Annotated in this window: 15 protein-coding genes and 1 pseudogene; 5 read left to right on the forward strand and 11 right to left on the reverse strand. The window is 54.9% G+C overall.

Features of this window, described 5'->3' with window-relative positions; genetic code table 11:
- Positions 1-7: 7 nt before the first annotated feature.
- From MTP36_RS11505 to MTP36_RS11540, 8 genes and pseudogenes are all read right to left on the reverse strand, one after another.
- Complete coding sequence (locus tag MTP36_RS11505) at positions 8-640, reverse strand: L-2-amino-thiazoline-4-carboxylic acid hydrolase (RefSeq protein WP_249250750.1); 633 nt, start codon at positions 638-640, stop codon at positions 8-10.
- Positions 637-1371: a DUF6796 family protein gene (locus MTP36_RS11510; protein ID WP_249250752.1), complete on the reverse strand. Its 735-nt coding sequence runs from the start codon at positions 1369-1371 to the stop codon at positions 637-639. Before MTP36_RS11510 ends, MTP36_RS11505 begins: the two co-directional genes overlap by 4 nt.
- Positions 1368-1481 (reverse strand): annotated as a pseudogene (locus MTP36_RS11515) (class I SAM-dependent methyltransferase); the annotation flags it as partial. The pseudogene MTP36_RS11515 and the gene MTP36_RS11510, both read right to left, overlap by 4 nt.
- The gene (locus MTP36_RS11520) at positions 1474-1959 is read right to left on the reverse strand and encodes a hypothetical protein (protein ID WP_249250754.1); all 486 of its coding nucleotides are present in this window, start codon (positions 1957-1959) and stop codon (positions 1474-1476) included. The gene MTP36_RS11520 and the pseudogene MTP36_RS11515, both read right to left, overlap by 8 nt.
- A complete protein-coding gene (locus MTP36_RS11525) occupies positions 1959-2660 on the reverse strand; it encodes an L-2-amino-thiazoline-4-carboxylic acid hydrolase (RefSeq protein WP_249250755.1) in 702 nt (233 codons plus the stop codon). The genes MTP36_RS11520 and MTP36_RS11525 overlap by 1 nt, the downstream gene beginning before the upstream one ends.
- A complete protein-coding gene (locus tag MTP36_RS11530) occupies positions 2657-3520 on the reverse strand; it encodes an MBL fold metallo-hydrolase (protein WP_249250757.1) in 864 nt (287 codons plus the stop codon). Before MTP36_RS11530 ends, MTP36_RS11525 begins: the two co-directional genes overlap by 4 nt.
- Before the next feature lie 9 nt (positions 3521-3529).
- The gene (locus tag MTP36_RS11535; RefSeq protein ID WP_249250759.1) at positions 3530-4138 is read right to left on the reverse strand and encodes a class I SAM-dependent methyltransferase; all 609 of its coding nucleotides are present in this window, start codon (positions 4136-4138) and stop codon (positions 3530-3532) included.
- A 246-nt stretch (positions 4139-4384) separates the two neighbouring features.
- Positions 4385-5167 (reverse strand): ZIP family metal transporter, encoded by a 783-nt coding sequence (locus tag MTP36_RS11540; protein WP_249250761.1) that lies wholly within the window; start codon positions 5165-5167, stop codon positions 4385-4387.
- 290 nt (positions 5168-5457) lie between these two features.
- On the opposite strand from MTP36_RS11540, the gene MTP36_RS11545 reads away from it, so the two are divergent.
- On the forward strand, positions 5458-6294 hold the full coding sequence (locus MTP36_RS11545; protein WP_249250762.1) for a hypothetical protein: 837 nt from the start codon (positions 5458-5460) through the stop codon (positions 6292-6294).
- Between the two features lie 587 nt (positions 6295-6881).
- Here MTP36_RS11545 and MTP36_RS11550 read toward each other — a convergent pair.
- Both MTP36_RS11550 and MTP36_RS11555 read right to left on the reverse strand, forming a co-directional pair.
- Entirely contained in the window at positions 6882-7961 is a 1080-nt protein-coding gene (locus MTP36_RS11550; protein ID WP_249250764.1) for an SGNH/GDSL hydrolase family protein, read from the reverse strand.
- Positions 7958-8887 carry a glycoside hydrolase family 113 gene (locus MTP36_RS11555; RefSeq protein WP_249250766.1) on the reverse strand — a complete coding sequence of 310 codons (930 nt, stop codon included), beginning with the start codon at positions 8885-8887 and terminating at the stop codon, positions 7958-7960. Before MTP36_RS11555 ends, MTP36_RS11550 begins: the two co-directional genes overlap by 4 nt.
- Before the next feature lie 274 nt (positions 8888-9161).
- Between MTP36_RS11555 and MTP36_RS11560 the strand changes: the two genes are divergently transcribed.
- Positions 9162-10274, forward strand: a complete 1113-nt coding sequence (locus tag MTP36_RS11560; RefSeq protein ID WP_249250768.1) for an SGNH/GDSL hydrolase family protein — start codon at positions 9162-9164, stop codon at positions 10272-10274.
- A 112-nt stretch (positions 10275-10386) separates the two neighbouring features.
- On the opposite strand, the gene MTP36_RS11565 is transcribed toward MTP36_RS11560, so the two are convergent.
- Positions 10387-11373 carry a LacI family DNA-binding transcriptional regulator gene (locus tag MTP36_RS11565; RefSeq protein ID WP_249250770.1) on the reverse strand — a complete coding sequence of 329 codons (987 nt, stop codon included), beginning with the start codon at positions 11371-11373 and terminating at the stop codon, positions 10387-10389.
- A gap of 391 nt (positions 11374-11764) precedes the next feature.
- On the opposite strand from MTP36_RS11565, the gene MTP36_RS11570 reads away from it, so the two are divergent.
- The 3 genes from MTP36_RS11570 to MTP36_RS11580 all read left to right on the forward strand — a co-directional run bounded on the left by MTP36_RS11570 (position 11765) and on the right by MTP36_RS11580 (position 15058).
- Complete coding sequence (locus tag MTP36_RS11570) at positions 11765-13177, forward strand: ABC transporter substrate-binding protein (RefSeq protein WP_249250772.1); 1413 nt, start codon at positions 11765-11767, stop codon at positions 13175-13177.
- A gap of 71 nt (positions 13178-13248) precedes the next feature.
- Positions 13249-14196, forward strand: a complete 948-nt coding sequence (locus tag MTP36_RS11575; protein ID WP_005922707.1) for a carbohydrate ABC transporter permease — start codon at positions 13249-13251, stop codon at positions 14194-14196.
- 16 nt (positions 14197-14212) lie between these two features.
- The gene (locus MTP36_RS11580; RefSeq protein ID WP_249250774.1) at positions 14213-15058 is read left to right on the forward strand and encodes a carbohydrate ABC transporter permease; all 846 of its coding nucleotides are present in this window, start codon (positions 14213-14215) and stop codon (positions 15056-15058) included.
- Positions 15059-15093 lie beyond the last annotated feature (35 nt).

The following is a 15093-nucleotide window of genomic DNA, read 5'->3' on the forward strand; positions in this document are numbered from 1 at the left end:
GCGTCCGTTACCCTTTCTTTTTGTACCCGCAGTCGCAGTAGGGTCCGCCGGAGGCAAGGGTATACTGCCGCACAAATTCGGTCACACCGCCTGCTTTGCTCATGGTGTAGTCCAGACGGCACAGGGCGGGGGTCAGGTCGTATAGCCCCAGTTCCTTCATCAGCACACAGATGCCGCACTTGGTAAAGCGTCCTTCATAGCCGCTGCCATCCGGGTATTCGTAAAATTCCATGTTCCACGAGTAGGGGTTGCGGTCGGCGGCTTTCAGAGCGGCAGTAGCTTTCATAGCGGCAATGTCCTTTGGGGTAAACTTGCTTTTTCCGCTTTTGCGGCAGAACCACTGCATGGGCTTTGTCATCATGGTTTTTGCATAGTAATCCGTCAGCCTGTCCACCTCTGGGCGTTGCGGCATGGAGAGAATGAACGCGCCGAGCATTGCGCAGTTGACGATGTTCATCTTGAAGCGGTCGGCCTTTTCAAACTCCGGTAGCCTGCAGATGATCTGCCGGTATTGCGGCTTTGCCTTTTTCGTGATGGCTTTTGCAGTGTCCGCATCATAGCCCAGCACTGCCGTCAGCTGCTTTTGAAAGGAACCAGCAAACAGCACCCACATTCCCATGGGCATACCCATGTATTTCATTGCACGGTCTCCTTACATTCTCCGCATTTTGCCTTCTCCCGAAGCAAAACCAGCCCCAATACCAAAACCAGCAGGTGTCCGGCGGATTCCGTGCCGTGATCGATCTGATCCAGCGGCCACGGCAGAAGCGTGAAGAGATTTCCCACAATCCCCGTAAAAACGATGGGGTTGCAGAAGGATGCAAATATCTGCTGTGCTGTGTTTTTCAGCGGGAGCATCCTTTTCCAGATCATAACGAGCATCACGACGGAAAGAAGTACATCACACAGGATATATGCTGCCAGCAGCGGCGCGGCGTTGCAGTAAAACACCTTGTTGGCAATTTCAGCTGCCGCCTGCATATCGCCGTATTTCTCAAAGGTAAACTTGAAGATCAGCGCCACATTCATGAACATGGCATGAACATAGCCCCAGCAGACCGTGCCGGTGAGATAGGCGATTTGAAACAGCTTGACCCATTTCTGCTGCTTCGGTTGGGTGAGGCGTTGCTTCAAAAGCTTCCACATCTGGTGAAAACCGATGTAATAGAGTGCCGTTCCGAGAACACCGCAGATGATGCTGACCACCATGCGCCATGTTGCCATATCAAGATAGGCGACCTTGACCATCAGCCCAATGGATTCTGTGCTTTGACTTTTCCCGGTCGCCGCAAACAAAAAGTCGCCGATCACATATAAAAGGCACCCAATCATACCTGCGATGAGTGCTCGTTTTTCTTTGCTCATTTTCATTGCTTGCCTCCAAATCCGATCTTCACGATCTGCATTTTCATCATGCCGTCACCGACCCTTGCAAGAAACCGGAAAAAGCCGCTGATAGAAGGGTCTTTCCGATCACTGTACTGTCATCATTGCCGCCAGCACCGCCGCTATGACTGCCATGCCCACCGTGCCGAACAGCCACTTTTTCTGCTTGTCTTTTGCAGTAATGTAGGGTTTCAGATCCTCCGTTCCGGGGATCGTCCATGCGTTCGTGTGCCCCACCCAATAGCCGTCAACCAACAGGCGGTCCATGAGATTCATAACGGACAAGATGACGAGTAACTGCCAGAAACCCTGAACAAAGCCCTTTGTACCGTTTATCCCATAGACACAGACCAGCACATAGCCGATATAGCCGGGAATGCAGACTGCTTTGAACAGCAGGCTGTTGCGTCGGATGCGTTCCGGGCTTGTAAGCCCCAGTTTTACGCACCGCTGCTGCACCGCCGGGCTGTAAAGATGCACCATCCCAACAGCCCCTTTGCAGATGCCCACAGCACAGACAAGAACCAGCAAAGCCCCCAGCCCAAGACCTTCCAGAATCACCTGTAAAAGCATTACTTATTCCTCCTGTATCCGTTTTCATCCCGGTATTCGGGATGTTCCTTTACGTATGGATCCTTATCGCCGCAGATGGTATAGTCGCATCGGCAACCGTCCACGCAGGTGGTCGTCCGCACGAGCTTGGCATGGAGCAGTTCCATGGACGCATAGTCCACATTGCACAGGGCGGGCATAATGGCCACAAATCCGAACCGCTTGGCAAATTCCGCCGCCGGACACGCCGTAAATTCATAATAGATGGGCTTGCTGTTTTCGTAAGGCGTAACATCCATCTCGTAATCATGCCATGTGTCACAGTGCTTTTGGGCAGTGCTGAATGCTCGATACATCAGCTTTTTCCAGAATGGCTTGTTGATGTCAACGAAGCGCAGTTTCCGGAAGGACGGTAGGATCAGATTTTCTTCTATCTCTTCCATTTCGCGGAATGTGACCACATCCCGGCACACATCGTAAAAGCACATCATGGTGATGCAGTCGTAGGTGCCGCCTACGCCGTTGTGAAAATTCTTTTTACCGCCGAGGTCGGTGCGCCACTTGGAAAGAAGCTCTGCGTATCTCAGCTGCACCTGCTCCCAGACCACCTCGCGCTCCACCTCCGGATAGTGCAGAGTGATTTTCGCCAGAATTTCCTTTTTGCAGGGTTTGGAATATAGCACATGGCAGCTACGGTCAATTTGTAATTCGCCGTCCTTCATTTTCCCACGCCTTTCAGAAAACCGCTCTTTGCATTTTCTTCGGTGTCGTCCGATTCGTCGTAGGCATCATAGGGTGCCGATGGGTCGTGTACTCGTTTTTTGAATGGTGAACAGCGCTTGTCTTTGTGGGCAAACGCAAAGGCAAAATTGTCCGTCCATCCCGTGTGACCGGTGATGAAATATGGATGCAGCCCACGTGCGCGCAGTTTCCGCTCCAGCTCCGCCAGTGACTGCACAGCCAGCTTATTGTCCTCCGCCAGCGAGGAAATGAAGCTGTAGCCGCCGTCCGCGCCAAACCACAGCGTGTCGCCGGTAAAGAGATATTTCCCGTCCACAAGGTATACCATGTGCCCCCATGTATGACCGGGAACCAGAAAACACTCGATCCTGACGCCGTCAATATCAAAGACCTCTCCATCGTGAAGCAGCTGCTTTTCGTTGTAGATGGTCACTTGCGGCAGCTTATAGAGATGATAAATAACCTTGCGGCGTGCTTCTCCGATCAGATACCGGTTCTCAATCTCGCCGATGTACAGATTCGCATTCCGGAACAGCCCCGGGCTGTCTGCTTCCACCGCACCCACATGGTCGGTGTCCTGATGGGTGATAAGGATATGGTGTATCGACTTCGGATCAATCCCAAGCCAGCCCATTTTTTCGGCAAGGCGGTCGTAGTTATATCCCGCATCGACCATAATGGTCGTATCGCCTTTGCGGTAAAAGAAGATGTTCGCCACCCATTCGCGCACGCAGGCAACATTCTCGTCGATCCAGCCGGTGTTCAAAGGCTTAAAGATCTCCTTGCCCCGGTACATCCAGCTCATCGCTTTTCTTTGGAATTCCGTTGCTTTTTTCGACATGATCACACCTCATTTCTGTGCTGTGACGCACAGCCAGCCCCTTTTATTTTTGTGGCTTTGGATCTGACAGAATCCTGCTTGTTCCAGATACTCTTTCAGTGCAGTGTCCGTATAGATGACCATGCCATCGATGATCTGTGTCCATTTGTCGTCTTTTGTCGTTTCGCCGTTTGCTTCGTTACAGATGAAAAAGATTCCGCCGGGCTTCAGCACTCGATAAACCTCTCTGAAATTCTGTGCAAGCTCCGGCCAGAAATAGACCGTTTCAAAGGCGGTCACCACATCAAACTGCTCCGCTTCAAACGGCAGCTCTGCCACACTTGCCTGTTGCACGGCACACCGTCCTGCTGCAATGGCACCAGCATTGACCTTTCGCGCTTTTTCTACACTGACTGCCGAATAGTCGATGCCCTGCACCTTGCCGTTGGGGCACAGTTTCAACAGTGTTTTAATGTTCGCTCCACCGCCGCAGCCGCAGTCCAGCACCATGGCATCCGGGGCAGGCTGTAAAAAACGCAGCCCCCATTCTGCCATTGCGCTGTGTCCAAAGTTCATCATAGCAACCATGATCTTCCCGCCAAGGCCTACGGGCTTTCGGGTGTTTTCAAAAAAGGACATAACGCCACCCTCTTTCTGTTTACCGTTCACAATGCAATGCTTTTTACCAGATGCGCCCACTGCTCCGGGTGACAGGCCAGCAATTCCTCGTGCTGCAAGTTAGGTAAAGCTAACTTGCAGTCTTATAAAAAGCCGCTTCTCAGCGGTCCTTCTGCCAAAATAATACGCCCTGCCGTCTCCTCTGTCAAGAAGTTTAGGCATTTTCGGAGATTCCGAAAGAGATTTCGCTTTCGGGGACTCCAACCGTCACCCCAGTGCCACATCCAGCACCATCATCACGCTGAAGCCCACCGCGAAAAATACCGTGCCAACGTTGGAGTGCTGCCCCTGCGACATTTCCGGGATCAGTTCCTCCACCACCACATACAGCATGGCTCCGGCGGCAAAGCTGAGCAGATAGGGCAACGCGGGCACCACGATGCCTGCCGCCAGAATCGTCAACACTGCCCCGATGGGCTCTACGATGCCGGACAGCACGCCGCCCCAGAACGCCCGGCCTTTTTTTATTCCCTCCGCCCGCAGGGGCATGGAGATGATGGCACCCTCCGGGAAGTTCTGGATAGCAATGCCAAGGGAAAGTGCCAGCGCCCCGGCGGCGGTGATCTGAGCAGTTCCGGCAAGGTATCCGGCATAGACCACGCCCACTGCCATACCCTCCGGGATGTTGTGCAGCGTCACCGCCAGAACCATCATGGTGGTGCGCTGGAGCTGGCTTTTTGGCCCTTCGGCCTGCAAACTGTTCTGGTGCAGATGCGGGATGAGATGGTCCAGCAGCAGCAAAAACAGGATGCCCAGCCAAAAGCCTGCTGCTGCCGGGAAAAACGCCAGCCTGCCCAGATCTGCAGCCTGCTCCATAGCCGGGATCAGCAAGCTCCATACCGATGCCGCCACCATGACCCCGGCGGCAAAGCCGGTGAGGGCGCGCTGGATGCCGTCACGCAGAGAGTTTTTCAAAAAGAACACACAGCCCGCTCCAAGGCTTGTGCCCAGAAAAGGGATCAAGATCCCCCAGAATGCGTCTTGTATCATGTAGTACCTCCTTGTGGTTAAATGTAACTAACCATACAGGCAGTATACTGCGCTCCGGCAAAAAGGTCAAGGGCTTTGCGGTATAGAGGACGCAGATCGTTTCCTGCACCGAAAAATTCACCTCTGCAAACTTACCGGTTTCTACTTGACAACGCCCGGTGGGAGTGCTATTTTTACTTCGCGAATTTGTTTTGCCTAACCATCTGAGGGGCTTTGCCCCTGCATTTTTTTGCATCAATTGTTAGGTAAAGCTAACTGTTTTTTCAAAACTGAGATAGAGGTGTGTTACCATGAGATTGAAAAAAGTATTTGCAGGTGCACTTGCGGCCGCTATGCTGGTATGCGCTGTGGCAGTCCCGGCCTTCGCTGCGGAAGAGGTGGAACAGGAAAACTGCCTGACCTCCAGCTATGTCCAGATGAACATCCCCTACGCCGACTTCTACAAGGCTGTCGGTGTGGACAATGCATCTGAGATTGACGCTGTGACCAGTGCCACCAAGAACAAGACCCGTGCGGGCAACCTTGCCGCCGGTTCCTACCACGTCAACGCAGATGGCACCGACATCACCGGCGTTTCCTTCCCGGTCAAGGTGCTGACCCCGTGGGCGCTGAAGAATGCAAAACAGGTCACCGATGCCGACAGCTACGACATTACCGTTACCCTGAAGGGCAAGGAATCCACCACCACCTACACCGGCGCAGATGCCTTGTTTGAGAACGAGAGCTACGCTTACTACAAGCTCAGTGAGACCCCTGCCTACTACGTCACCGCATGGTATAACCTGCTGAGCGGCAAGTGGGAGTTTGGCAAGGTCCACGCCGCCGAGACCACCGTAGAGGGCACCACTGTGGAGCTGAATACCAACGGTCACCACACCACCTACGAGATGAAGCTCTCCGGTTTTGATCTGGACTACAAGGCCAACAAGGTCTACGGCGTAGTTCTGACCACCGCCGATGGCAGTGAGTACGGCCTGCATCATGTGACCAACATCTGGCATGGTACCAAACTGGGCTTCAATGCCGATGATCCTTACTTTGCATCCATCATCGGCAAGACGATTACTCAGATCACCTTCTACGCCGCCGACGGCGTGTATGTCCTGCCGGTCAGCGTGGCACTGTAAGTTTGCAGAAGGCTGCCTGATTCAGCCAACATATAGCACAAAACGGCAAGGTTTCTTGATTGCGGGAGACCTTGCCGTTTTATAGCAACTTGCGTCTTTATGCAATTCACAGTTGTTGTCAACAAATCAAATCGTGAATTGCGATGGCAGGGTGCGTCCTATTCAGGGGCGCACCCTGTTTTTGTTTTTATGGAAACTCATGCTGTTCCATCATCTTTTGCAGGATGTCTGCCATATCATCCTTGTGGACGCAGGCTCTTTCATCGTACTTCATGTTTGTGTCCTTTCCGCCTTACGGCACTCTTACCGTGGTCTGTCGTGCTTTTTTGTGATAAGGTCTAGGACGTTTTTCGATGGAAGCAAGGGATTCGTTCTGTTTTCCAAAGAATACAAAAAATCCGAACCCTTCTCCTATCGGAAAAAAGTTCGGATTTTGCAGCGAGAAGCGCCCTTTGCACGTTTTAAAACCGTGCAGAAACCGCGCACTTACTCTCCGACAAACAAAATCGCCCTATCCCCTACCGACTTGACGGCATTGGTTTGCGTGGCCGCACACCAAAAATCAAGTCCAGGAGGGGTATTCTACCTCATGCCGTGATCAGTGCCATGAGGTAGAACTCCGTGGGAGCTTCATCCTCTGTCGGCAGAATGGTGATCTCCACGGTATGGGTCTTCTGCTCACCATGGTGGAGGATGGGCTGGAGATACAGGCAGTCGCCCCAATCCTCATCGAAGTTGCCGTCCAGCACAGCGGCGTGGGCGGTGTCGCCGTCCAGCACCAGCTGTGCCCGCAGCGCCGGGCGGCGGATGGTCTTGCGGTACTGCACTGCAATGCAGGAGGCATCCACTTCAAAGGTGATCTTATCCCCGGGCTTCTGACCGACCCAGCCGTTTTTCCAGTGGTCCAGATGCCCCAGCTTTTCCTCCGGGTCTGCCCGGAAACCCTCCAGCTTGGGGGAGAGCTCCCGGATGGTCAGCCGCCGGGCGTTCTCGTAGGCGTTGGCGGTGAGCGGTGCCGGGAAGGCAGGCTCCTGCTCTGGTTCTTCCCGGTGGGCGTTGACTGCCTCCAGCAGCTTGATGATCTCCCCTGCCACCAGACCGTGGCCGTAATCGTTGGGGTGCAGCCCATCAGGGCTGAGCAGGGTGCGGCTGGCATACTTACCGGCATGCAGATCCTTGTAAATGCTGTCCCGGATGCTGACGTGGGGCACACCGTAGTGGTCGCCCACGGCGTTGTGCTCGTCCTGTGACGTCTCGCCGGTATCGTAATAAATGTTGTTCAGCAGCACCACCGCCGGGTGAGAGGGCCATGTGAGCAGCTTGCGGACAACGCCCTCGTAAGTCTCCTGCCGGAAGGGGACTTCCAGATCGTTGACGCTGAAATCCACCGCCACAAAATCCGGCTGGTACATCAGCACATCGGTCACGGCACGGGCAACGCCATAGTGGGAGCTGGTGCCACCGATGCCGCCGTTGACATAGTGGAACTTCGACTGCGGAAAGGTATCCACGAACCACTGGTACACCCGGAAAGCGTAGGCATTACCGGGCTGGGTGGAAAGGCTGCCCTGCGTGATGGAACCGCCCAGAAAGCCGATGGTCAGTTCCTGCCCTGCCGCGGCACGGCGGAACAGTTCTTTCAAACGAGCAAAATTGGACGTATTCATTCTAAAACTCCTCCCTGATATGTACTATGGATAATTTTTGCCGCCGGACGGCCGGACACGGCGTAGGCACTGACTGCTTTGGTGTCGGCAGGCCAGTCCCACACGCCAAAGCCCATGACCCACGGACGCTTGGCGCAGGCGGAAAACATTGCCTCATACCAATCCGCCTGTTCCAGATCATTCCGTGTTCCCTTCAGCTCCCAGTTGTTGGGCACAGCAGAAGAGCCGGTGATATTCATGCAGCCTGCCTCACTGAAGAGGACGGGCTTTTTGTATTTTTGGCTCACCGCCTCGATGCGGTCCAGCTGGTTTTCCCAGTCCTTCAGGGGGTAGTAGCCGCTGGAGGCGATGCAGTCCACGGCATCCCACCAGTTCACATGGTCCTCGCCGTATTTATCGCAGTTATAGCTCACCGATCCGTGGTACTGCTGCCGCACAGCGGCAATGAGGGCGCGCCACTCTGCTTCCCGGTGCTCGGTCATAGTCATTTCGCAGCCGGTCAGGAACAGCCCACAGCCTTCGGCTTCGGCAAGAGCAGCGTAGTGGGTCTGGAAGGCGGTGTAGCTGGCAAACCACCTGTTCCACTGGGTCTCGCAGGGCACATCGTGGTCAAAAAAGCTGATGCGCGCCCGCCACACGCCGTTGGCACAGTTGACGGTGGGCTTCAGCGCCACCTGCAAGCCCAACTGCTTGGCAAAGCGGATGGCACCGCACAGCTCCTCGTCTGTGGGGGTGGCATCGGTGCGCCAGTCGATCTCCTCACTGTAAGGGCCAGACTGTATTCCAGAGGGCGACAGGATGACCCAGTTGGCTGCGGTGGCTTCCACCATGGCTGCCATGCTGCGGTGGGCATTCTCGCTACTCAACATGCCCCGCCGGGGAAAGGGTGCAAAATTCACCCCGTAAAAGTTGTGTTCCAGCTCCATGAAACCTTCCTCTTTTTTTCTCAAAAATCAACGTCAGATTGCACAACAAGTATAAGACAGTTTTGGAAGTTCCGTCAATATGCCGCTTCATTTTCAGCGTATGGCACAAGGAGAGGGGCAAAGCACTGGTCAACCTGACCCGAAAAAAGCCCCTGCACCGGGAGGTGCAAAGGCTAAACTAAATTTTAGGTTTTTGTTAGCTTACAGATTTAGCTTGCGATTTTGGGTAGAATCTGCTATGCTTCAAGCAAAAACCAACGGGAGGGAACAGAAAATGGAGCAACTTACAACTGCGACGCTGACCCAGCTGCCGCAGGTGCGGGCACTGGGGCGGCACACCGGGCGTGACCCGCTGACCCTATTCTGGACGGCCAGCGGCATGGAGCTGGAATTTACCGGCAGTGAGCTGTGGGTGGATCTTTTCGCCGATTATGAAGTGGTAGAGCCGTGGGTCAGCGTGGAGCTGAACGGCGCATGGGTGGCACGGTTTGCCGTGAACCCCGGCAAAAGTCGGATCTGTCTTTTCCGGGGCATGACACCGGGCAAGGCAAAGCACCTCCGGCTGCTAAAGGATGTGCAGGCCATGCACGATGACCCGACGCATCTGTTGCAGATCACCGGGCTGGAATATGCGGGCGGCGATTTTCTGCCCCTGCCGGAGCCGAAATATCGGCTGGAGTTTGTGGGCGACAGCATCACCAGCGGCGAGGGTGCCATCGGAGCCAAGCCGGAGGAGGACTGGGTGGGAGCCTTTTTCTCTGCGGAGAACCACTATGGCCGCCTGACCGCCGATGCACTGGGAGCCGAATATCGCTGCATCTCGCAAAGTGGCTGGGGCCTCGTGACCGGCTGGGACAACGATGTGCGCCATGTGATGCCGCCCTACTATACACAGGTGTGCGGTGTAGCGATGGGGCAGCGCAATGCCGCCCTTGGCGCACAGCAGGAAAACGATTTTGCTGCATGGAAACCAGATGCTGTCATCGTCAATCTGGGCACCAACGACACCGGCGCATTCGATAACCCGCCGTGGCAAGACCCTGCCACCGGCAAGACCCACCAGATGCGGCGGCTCTCCAATGGGGACTTCCACCCTGCGGACGCCCAAAAAGTGGCAAATGGTGTACAGCATTTCCTGACGCTGCTCCGGGCGAAGAACCCCGGGGCAAAGCTGGTGTGGTGCATCGGGATGCTGGGCAGCGAGCTGCTGCCGGTATTGCGGCAGGGTATGGAGCAGTACAAGGCCATTACCGGAGACAGCTCTGTCTATCTGCTGGAGCTGCCCAATACCACGCCGGAAACCGTGGGTGCCCGGCAGCACCCCGGCGCAGAGAACCACCGGCAGGCGGCAAACGTCCTGACCGCTTTTCTGAGAACGATCCTGTAAAAATGAAAACGGGATGCCGGAGCGTCCGCAGACGCTCCGGCATCCCCAATATAAACTCTATTTTCCGCTAAAGGGGCTGATGCACAAACCTTCGTGCATCAGCCCCTTTTTATCAGGTAGATTCTCTTCTTACAAAGCCGCCGGGCACGATGACGGTGGGAGCAATGGCAGGCTTATGCGCCATTTTGCGGCGCAGTTGCGCCACCACCGTTTTTGCCATGCCGTCCAAGTCCACCCGGTAGCTGGTGAGCTGGGGGCTGCAAAGAGTGGAATAGCGGTAGTCGTCGTAGCCGGTCACTGCCACATCCTGCGGCACCCGGTAGCCGTTGCGCTTGAGGATCTCCACCAGATTATAGGCCACCGCATCGCAGTTGCAGACAAAGGCGTCCGGCATTTCATGAGGCAGAGAGAACGGCACGAACTTACCCTGATCGTCCCGGTCCTCCAGCCGCCAGTCATCCCGGATGGGCAGACCGGCACGGAGCATCGCCTTGACATAGCCCAGATACCGGTCCATGATGGAACTGGTGGACAGCACGCTGCCAACAAAACCGATGTTCCGCCGCCCGGTGGAGATAAGGTGCTCGGTCATAGTGTAGCTGCCGCTGGTGTTGTCGCTGAGCACGCAGTCGGCGGCAATGGCATCGTCGTAGAAGTCCAGCAGCATAAAGGGCACCCCGGTCTGCACCGCCGTAGCAAGGTAGCGGCGGCTGATCTCGCCCATAAAAATCAGGCCGTCCACTTTCCGGTTTACAAGGAAGGTGGGCATATTGCAGCTTTTTTCTGCCTGCGGCAGAACGATCTCCATCAGAACCGAGATGTCCTGCTCGGTGGCAGCTTTCAACACGGCACGGTACAGATTGGAATAAAAGGCATTCTCGTTGAAAAAGCGGTCTGCCACCAGAATGCCGATGCTCTCGCCGCCGGGGTGGGCGTTGGTCCGGGCGGGGGGCTGATAGCCCATCTCCTCGGCGGTGGCAAGGATCTTGGCACGCATCTCGGCGCTTACGCCCTCCTTCCCTGCCAGACCCTTGGAAACGGAAACGGTGCTGATGCCCAGCCGCTGTGCAATGTCCGCCATGCGTACTGCTTTTGCCATGTTCCTGACCAGCTTTCTTCTTGATTATGAGGTAAATAAAATTCCGATTAACTTTATAATTAGCATAACAGTTTTCGGTAGTTTCGTCAACAAAAACCTTTGAAAACCTTTAAGCTAACCATTACTTAGGTTAATTTTCTCTATTTTTGTTAGCTAACAAAACATTTTAAGTTTGATTTTCGTGTTGTATCCCGGATTTGCAGGTCAGTTTTCACAAGAAAATCGCCGAATTGCCACCAAAACACCGAATCTTTTTAGCAATATTGACAGTGCACCGTGAAAAGACTATACTCAAATCACAAAAGCGAAAGCAATCAATTAGCCAAATCAAGTTAACGATAGCTTTCGCAAACCAGAAAAAGGTTCCACATTAAAGAAGGAGGATATTCCTATGCGTAAGATCAATCGCCGTAACTTCCTGAAGGTCACTGGTGTGTTGGCCGCAGCCTCTGCTCTTGCCGCCTGCGGCGGCAGCAGCACTTCTACCGCCGGCTCCACCGGCAGCACCGCCGGTTCCGCTGCCAGCGCTGACGGTGCAAAGGCTTACAATGAGCTGACCGTTGGCACCGACAACACCGACCTGAAGGCCGATCTGAAGTTCATCAGCCACCGCACCGACCTCATCGAGGACGGCACCTTTGACGGCTACGTTGCCGCATTCCAGAAGCTGTATCCCAACATCACCATCAAGTACGAGGGCATCACCGACTATGCCACCGACATGACCACCCGTCTGACTTCCAACGACTGGGGTGATCTGTGCATGATCCCCACCAACATCCCCCTCACCGAGTTGGGCGACTACTTTGAGCCTCTGTGCGCACTGAGCGACATTGAGAACGATTACAACTTCGCTTCCAACCGCGCTTATAACGGCAGCGTGTACGGCATCCCCTCCACCGGCAATGCACAGGGCATCGTCTACAACAAGAAGGTCTTTGAGGCTGCCGGCATCACCACCCTGCCCAAGACCCCGGACGAGTTCCTGGATGACCTGCAGAAGATCAAGGACTACGATCCTTCCATTGATCCCCTGTACACCAACTACGCCGCCGGCTGGACCATGACCGCATGGGATGCTTACACCAGTGGCGGCGCAACCGGCGACCCGAACTGGATGAACATTACCATGCCCCAGACCAAGGATCCGTTCCAGAAGGGCATTCTGGGTGCGGACGATATGGGTCCCTACGCTGTGTACTACATCCTGTACGAAGCAGTGAAGCGCGGCCTGACCGAGGCCGACCCCACCACCACCGACTGGGAGGGCTCCAAGCCCCGCATCAATAACGGCCAGATCGGTGCCATGGTTCTGGGCAGCTGGGCCATCGTGCAGATGCAGGCCGCCGGTGACCACGCCGACGACATTGGCTATATGCCGTTCCCCATCACCGTCAAGGGTACCCAGTACGCCAGCGCAGGTGCAGACTACTGCTACGGTGTGAACAAGAACACCACCGATGACAAAAAGCTGGCTGCCATGCTCTACATCAAGTGGCTGACCGAAAGCTCCAACTTTGCTTATGATCAGGGCGGTGTGCCGGTGCTGAAGAGCCAGGAATACCCCGATACCCTGAAGGCATTCGACGGCATCGACCTGGTCGAGGATGCTCCCGCCCCCGCAGAGCTGGCAGACCTTGCCACCGAGGTGCAGCAGGAGGCTGAGCTGATGCTGAATGCCGACCAGACCCACGTCATGCGTGTGGTGGAGGCCGGCATCAACGGCGATGAGACTCTGGACGACATCGTGGCCGACTGGAACGCTGCATGGGACGCAGCTGTGGATGCCTGCGCACCGCAGTAATCGATCTATCGTTATAAATCAGCAGGGCGGGCCCGTGTCCGCCCTGCTTTTGGTGAAAGGAGGTCTTTTACATGGCATCTTCCGCAACCGTATCCGCGCCTAAAAAGCGCAAGAGCTTCAGCGAATACTTTCACAGTATGCGCGGCCAGCAGCTCATCGTCACGCTGGTGTTCCTGTTTGTTCCGCTGGTGCTGCTGTTCATGTTTACCTATCTGCCCTTCTTCAAAATGGTGGAGTTCAGCTTCTTCAAAATGAAGTACATCGGCAGACGTACCTTTGTGGGTCTGCAGAACTACATTTCGGTCTTTACCCGCAAAGACTGCTTCCATGCTTTGAGCCTGAGCCTTTACTACATGGTAGGTTCGGTGGTGCAGATGGCGCTGGCGCTGCTGTTTGCCACCATCCTGAGCTTCAAGTGCAAGGGCAGCAAGTTCTTCCGAGGTGCACTGTACTTTCCCTGCCTCATCTGCGGCATCTCGGTGGGCTTCATCTTCAAGTTCTTCTTCACCCACGGCTTTGTGCTGGATACCCTGCTGAGCTGGGTGGGCTTCAACGTGGATAAGCTGCCCTTCTGGCTCCGGGATGAGTCCATCAACAACGTCGTGCTGGTGGCCTGCTCCATCTGGAAATACATCGGTCAGAACATCGTCATGTTCATCGGTGCTATCGCTTCTGTGGACCCCGTTCTGTACGAGGCTGCTGAGATCGACGGTGCCAACGCATGGCACCGCTTCAAGGACATCATCCTGCCCTCCATCAGCACCATCGTGGTGCTGAACCTCATCATCTCGGTGTCCGGCGCACTGTCCGCCTTCGAGATGCCCTATGTTGTCACCGGCGGCGGCTTCAACACCTCCACCTACTTCGTGGTCATGGACAAGATCGCCCATACCGACCAGAAGGTGGGTCTTGCATCCGCCATGGCTGTGGTTCTGCTGCTGCTCATCGTGATCGTCACCTACGCCCAGAAGGCTGTGGAAAAATGGCTGGAAAACCGCAGCAGCGGCGTAACCAAGTGAAAGTGAGGCAGAACGTATGAACGCAATCAAAATGAAGCGCATCCTCATCAATATCTGCAAGTATGTGCTGCTGATCTTTGCCGCTTTCGTGGCACTGGTGCCCATCGTGTCCTGTATCTTCACCGCCTTTAAGACGGAGGAAGAGTATGCCAGCACCAACGTCATCACCCTGCCCAAGAGCTTTTTGAACTTCGATAACTTCATCATCGCATGGAACAAGGCCAACATGGGCAAGGCGTTCCTCAACAGCTTTATCATCCTGATCTGCGTGCTGGTGGGCAGCATTATGATCAGCGCCATGCTGGCTTATGTGCTGAACCGGTTCAAGTTCCCCGGCAACAAGCTGATCCGCAACCTGTTCACCATTGCCACCCTGATCCCCGGCATCGCCTCTCAGGTCACGGTGTACCAGATCATGACCGCTCTGCATCTGGTGAACTCCATGCCCGGCTACATCATCCTGATGATGGGCACAGACGTTATCACCATCTATATCTTTTTGCAGTTCTTCGAGAACCTTTCCCCCACGCTGGACGAAAGCGCCATTCTGGATGGCTGCACCTACTTTGGTGTGTTCTTCAAGATTCTGCTGCCCCTGCTGAAGCCCGCCATCGTCACCAGCGCCATCCTGAAGGGTGTGTCCACCTACAACGAATACTACATGGCAAACCTGTATCTGCAGGATAAGACCAAGTATCAGGTGGTTGCTACCTCGCTGTATGTGTTCTCCGGCCCCATGGGCAACCAGTACAACTACATCTGCGCCGGTGTCATCATCACCATCATCCCCGCCCTTATCGTGTTCCTGCTGTGTCAGGATCAGATCTACAGCGGCATGGCTGCCGGTGCTGTGAAGGGCTAAAATTGCGACATCCACATTTTTCCTTCATCATCTGC

It is taken from the genome of Faecalibacterium sp. I4-1-79, assembly GCF_023347235.1.
In the GTDB taxonomy this organism is placed as follows: Bacteria; Bacillota; Clostridia; order Oscillospirales; family Ruminococcaceae; genus Faecalibacterium; species Faecalibacterium tardum.

Coding starts and splice junctions, on each gene's coding strand:
- MTP36_RS11550 (WP_249250764.1), bottom strand. CDS start 7,961: ATGAATACGTCCAATTTTGCTCGTTTGAAAGAACTGTTCCGCCGTGCC.
- MTP36_RS11570 (WP_249250772.1), top strand. CDS start 11,765: ATGCGTAAGATCAATCGCCGTAACTTCCTGAAGGTCACTGGTGTGTTG.
- MTP36_RS11520 (WP_249250754.1), bottom strand. CDS start 1,959: ATGCTTTTACAGGTGATTCTGGAAGGTCTTGGGCTGGGGGCTTTGCTG.
- MTP36_RS11510 (WP_249250752.1), bottom strand. CDS start 1,371: ATGAAAATGAGCAAAGAAAAACGAGCACTCATCGCAGGTATGATTGGG.
- MTP36_RS11505 (WP_249250750.1), bottom strand. CDS start 640: ATGAAATACATGGGTATGCCCATGGGAATGTGGGTGCTGTTTGCTGGT.
- MTP36_RS11540 (WP_249250761.1), bottom strand. CDS start 5,167: ATGATACAAGACGCATTCTGGGGGATCTTGATCCCTTTTCTGGGCACA.
- MTP36_RS11555 (WP_249250766.1), bottom strand. CDS start 8,887: ATGGAGCTGGAACACAACTTTTACGGGGTGAATTTTGCACCCTTTCCC.
- MTP36_RS11580 (WP_249250774.1), top strand. CDS start 14,213: ATGAACGCAATCAAAATGAAGCGCATCCTCATCAATATCTGCAAGTAT.
- MTP36_RS11560 (WP_249250768.1), top strand. CDS start 9,162: ATGGAGCAACTTACAACTGCGACGCTGACCCAGCTGCCGCAGGTGCGG.
- MTP36_RS11575 (WP_005922707.1), top strand. CDS start 13,249: ATGGCATCTTCCGCAACCGTATCCGCGCCTAAAAAGCGCAAGAGCTTC.
- MTP36_RS11535 (WP_249250759.1), bottom strand. CDS start 4,138: ATGTCCTTTTTTGAAAACACCCGAAAGCCCGTAGGCCTTGGCGGGAAG.
- MTP36_RS11565 (WP_249250770.1), bottom strand. CDS start 11,373: ATGGCAAAAGCAGTACGCATGGCGGACATTGCACAGCGGCTGGGCATC.
- MTP36_RS11525 (WP_249250755.1), bottom strand. CDS start 2,660: ATGAAGGACGGCGAATTACAAATTGACCGTAGCTGCCATGTGCTATAT.
- MTP36_RS11530 (WP_249250757.1), bottom strand. CDS start 3,520: ATGTCGAAAAAAGCAACGGAATTCCAAAGAAAAGCGATGAGCTGGATG.
- MTP36_RS11545 (WP_249250762.1), top strand. CDS start 5,458: ATGAGATTGAAAAAAGTATTTGCAGGTGCACTTGCGGCCGCTATGCTG.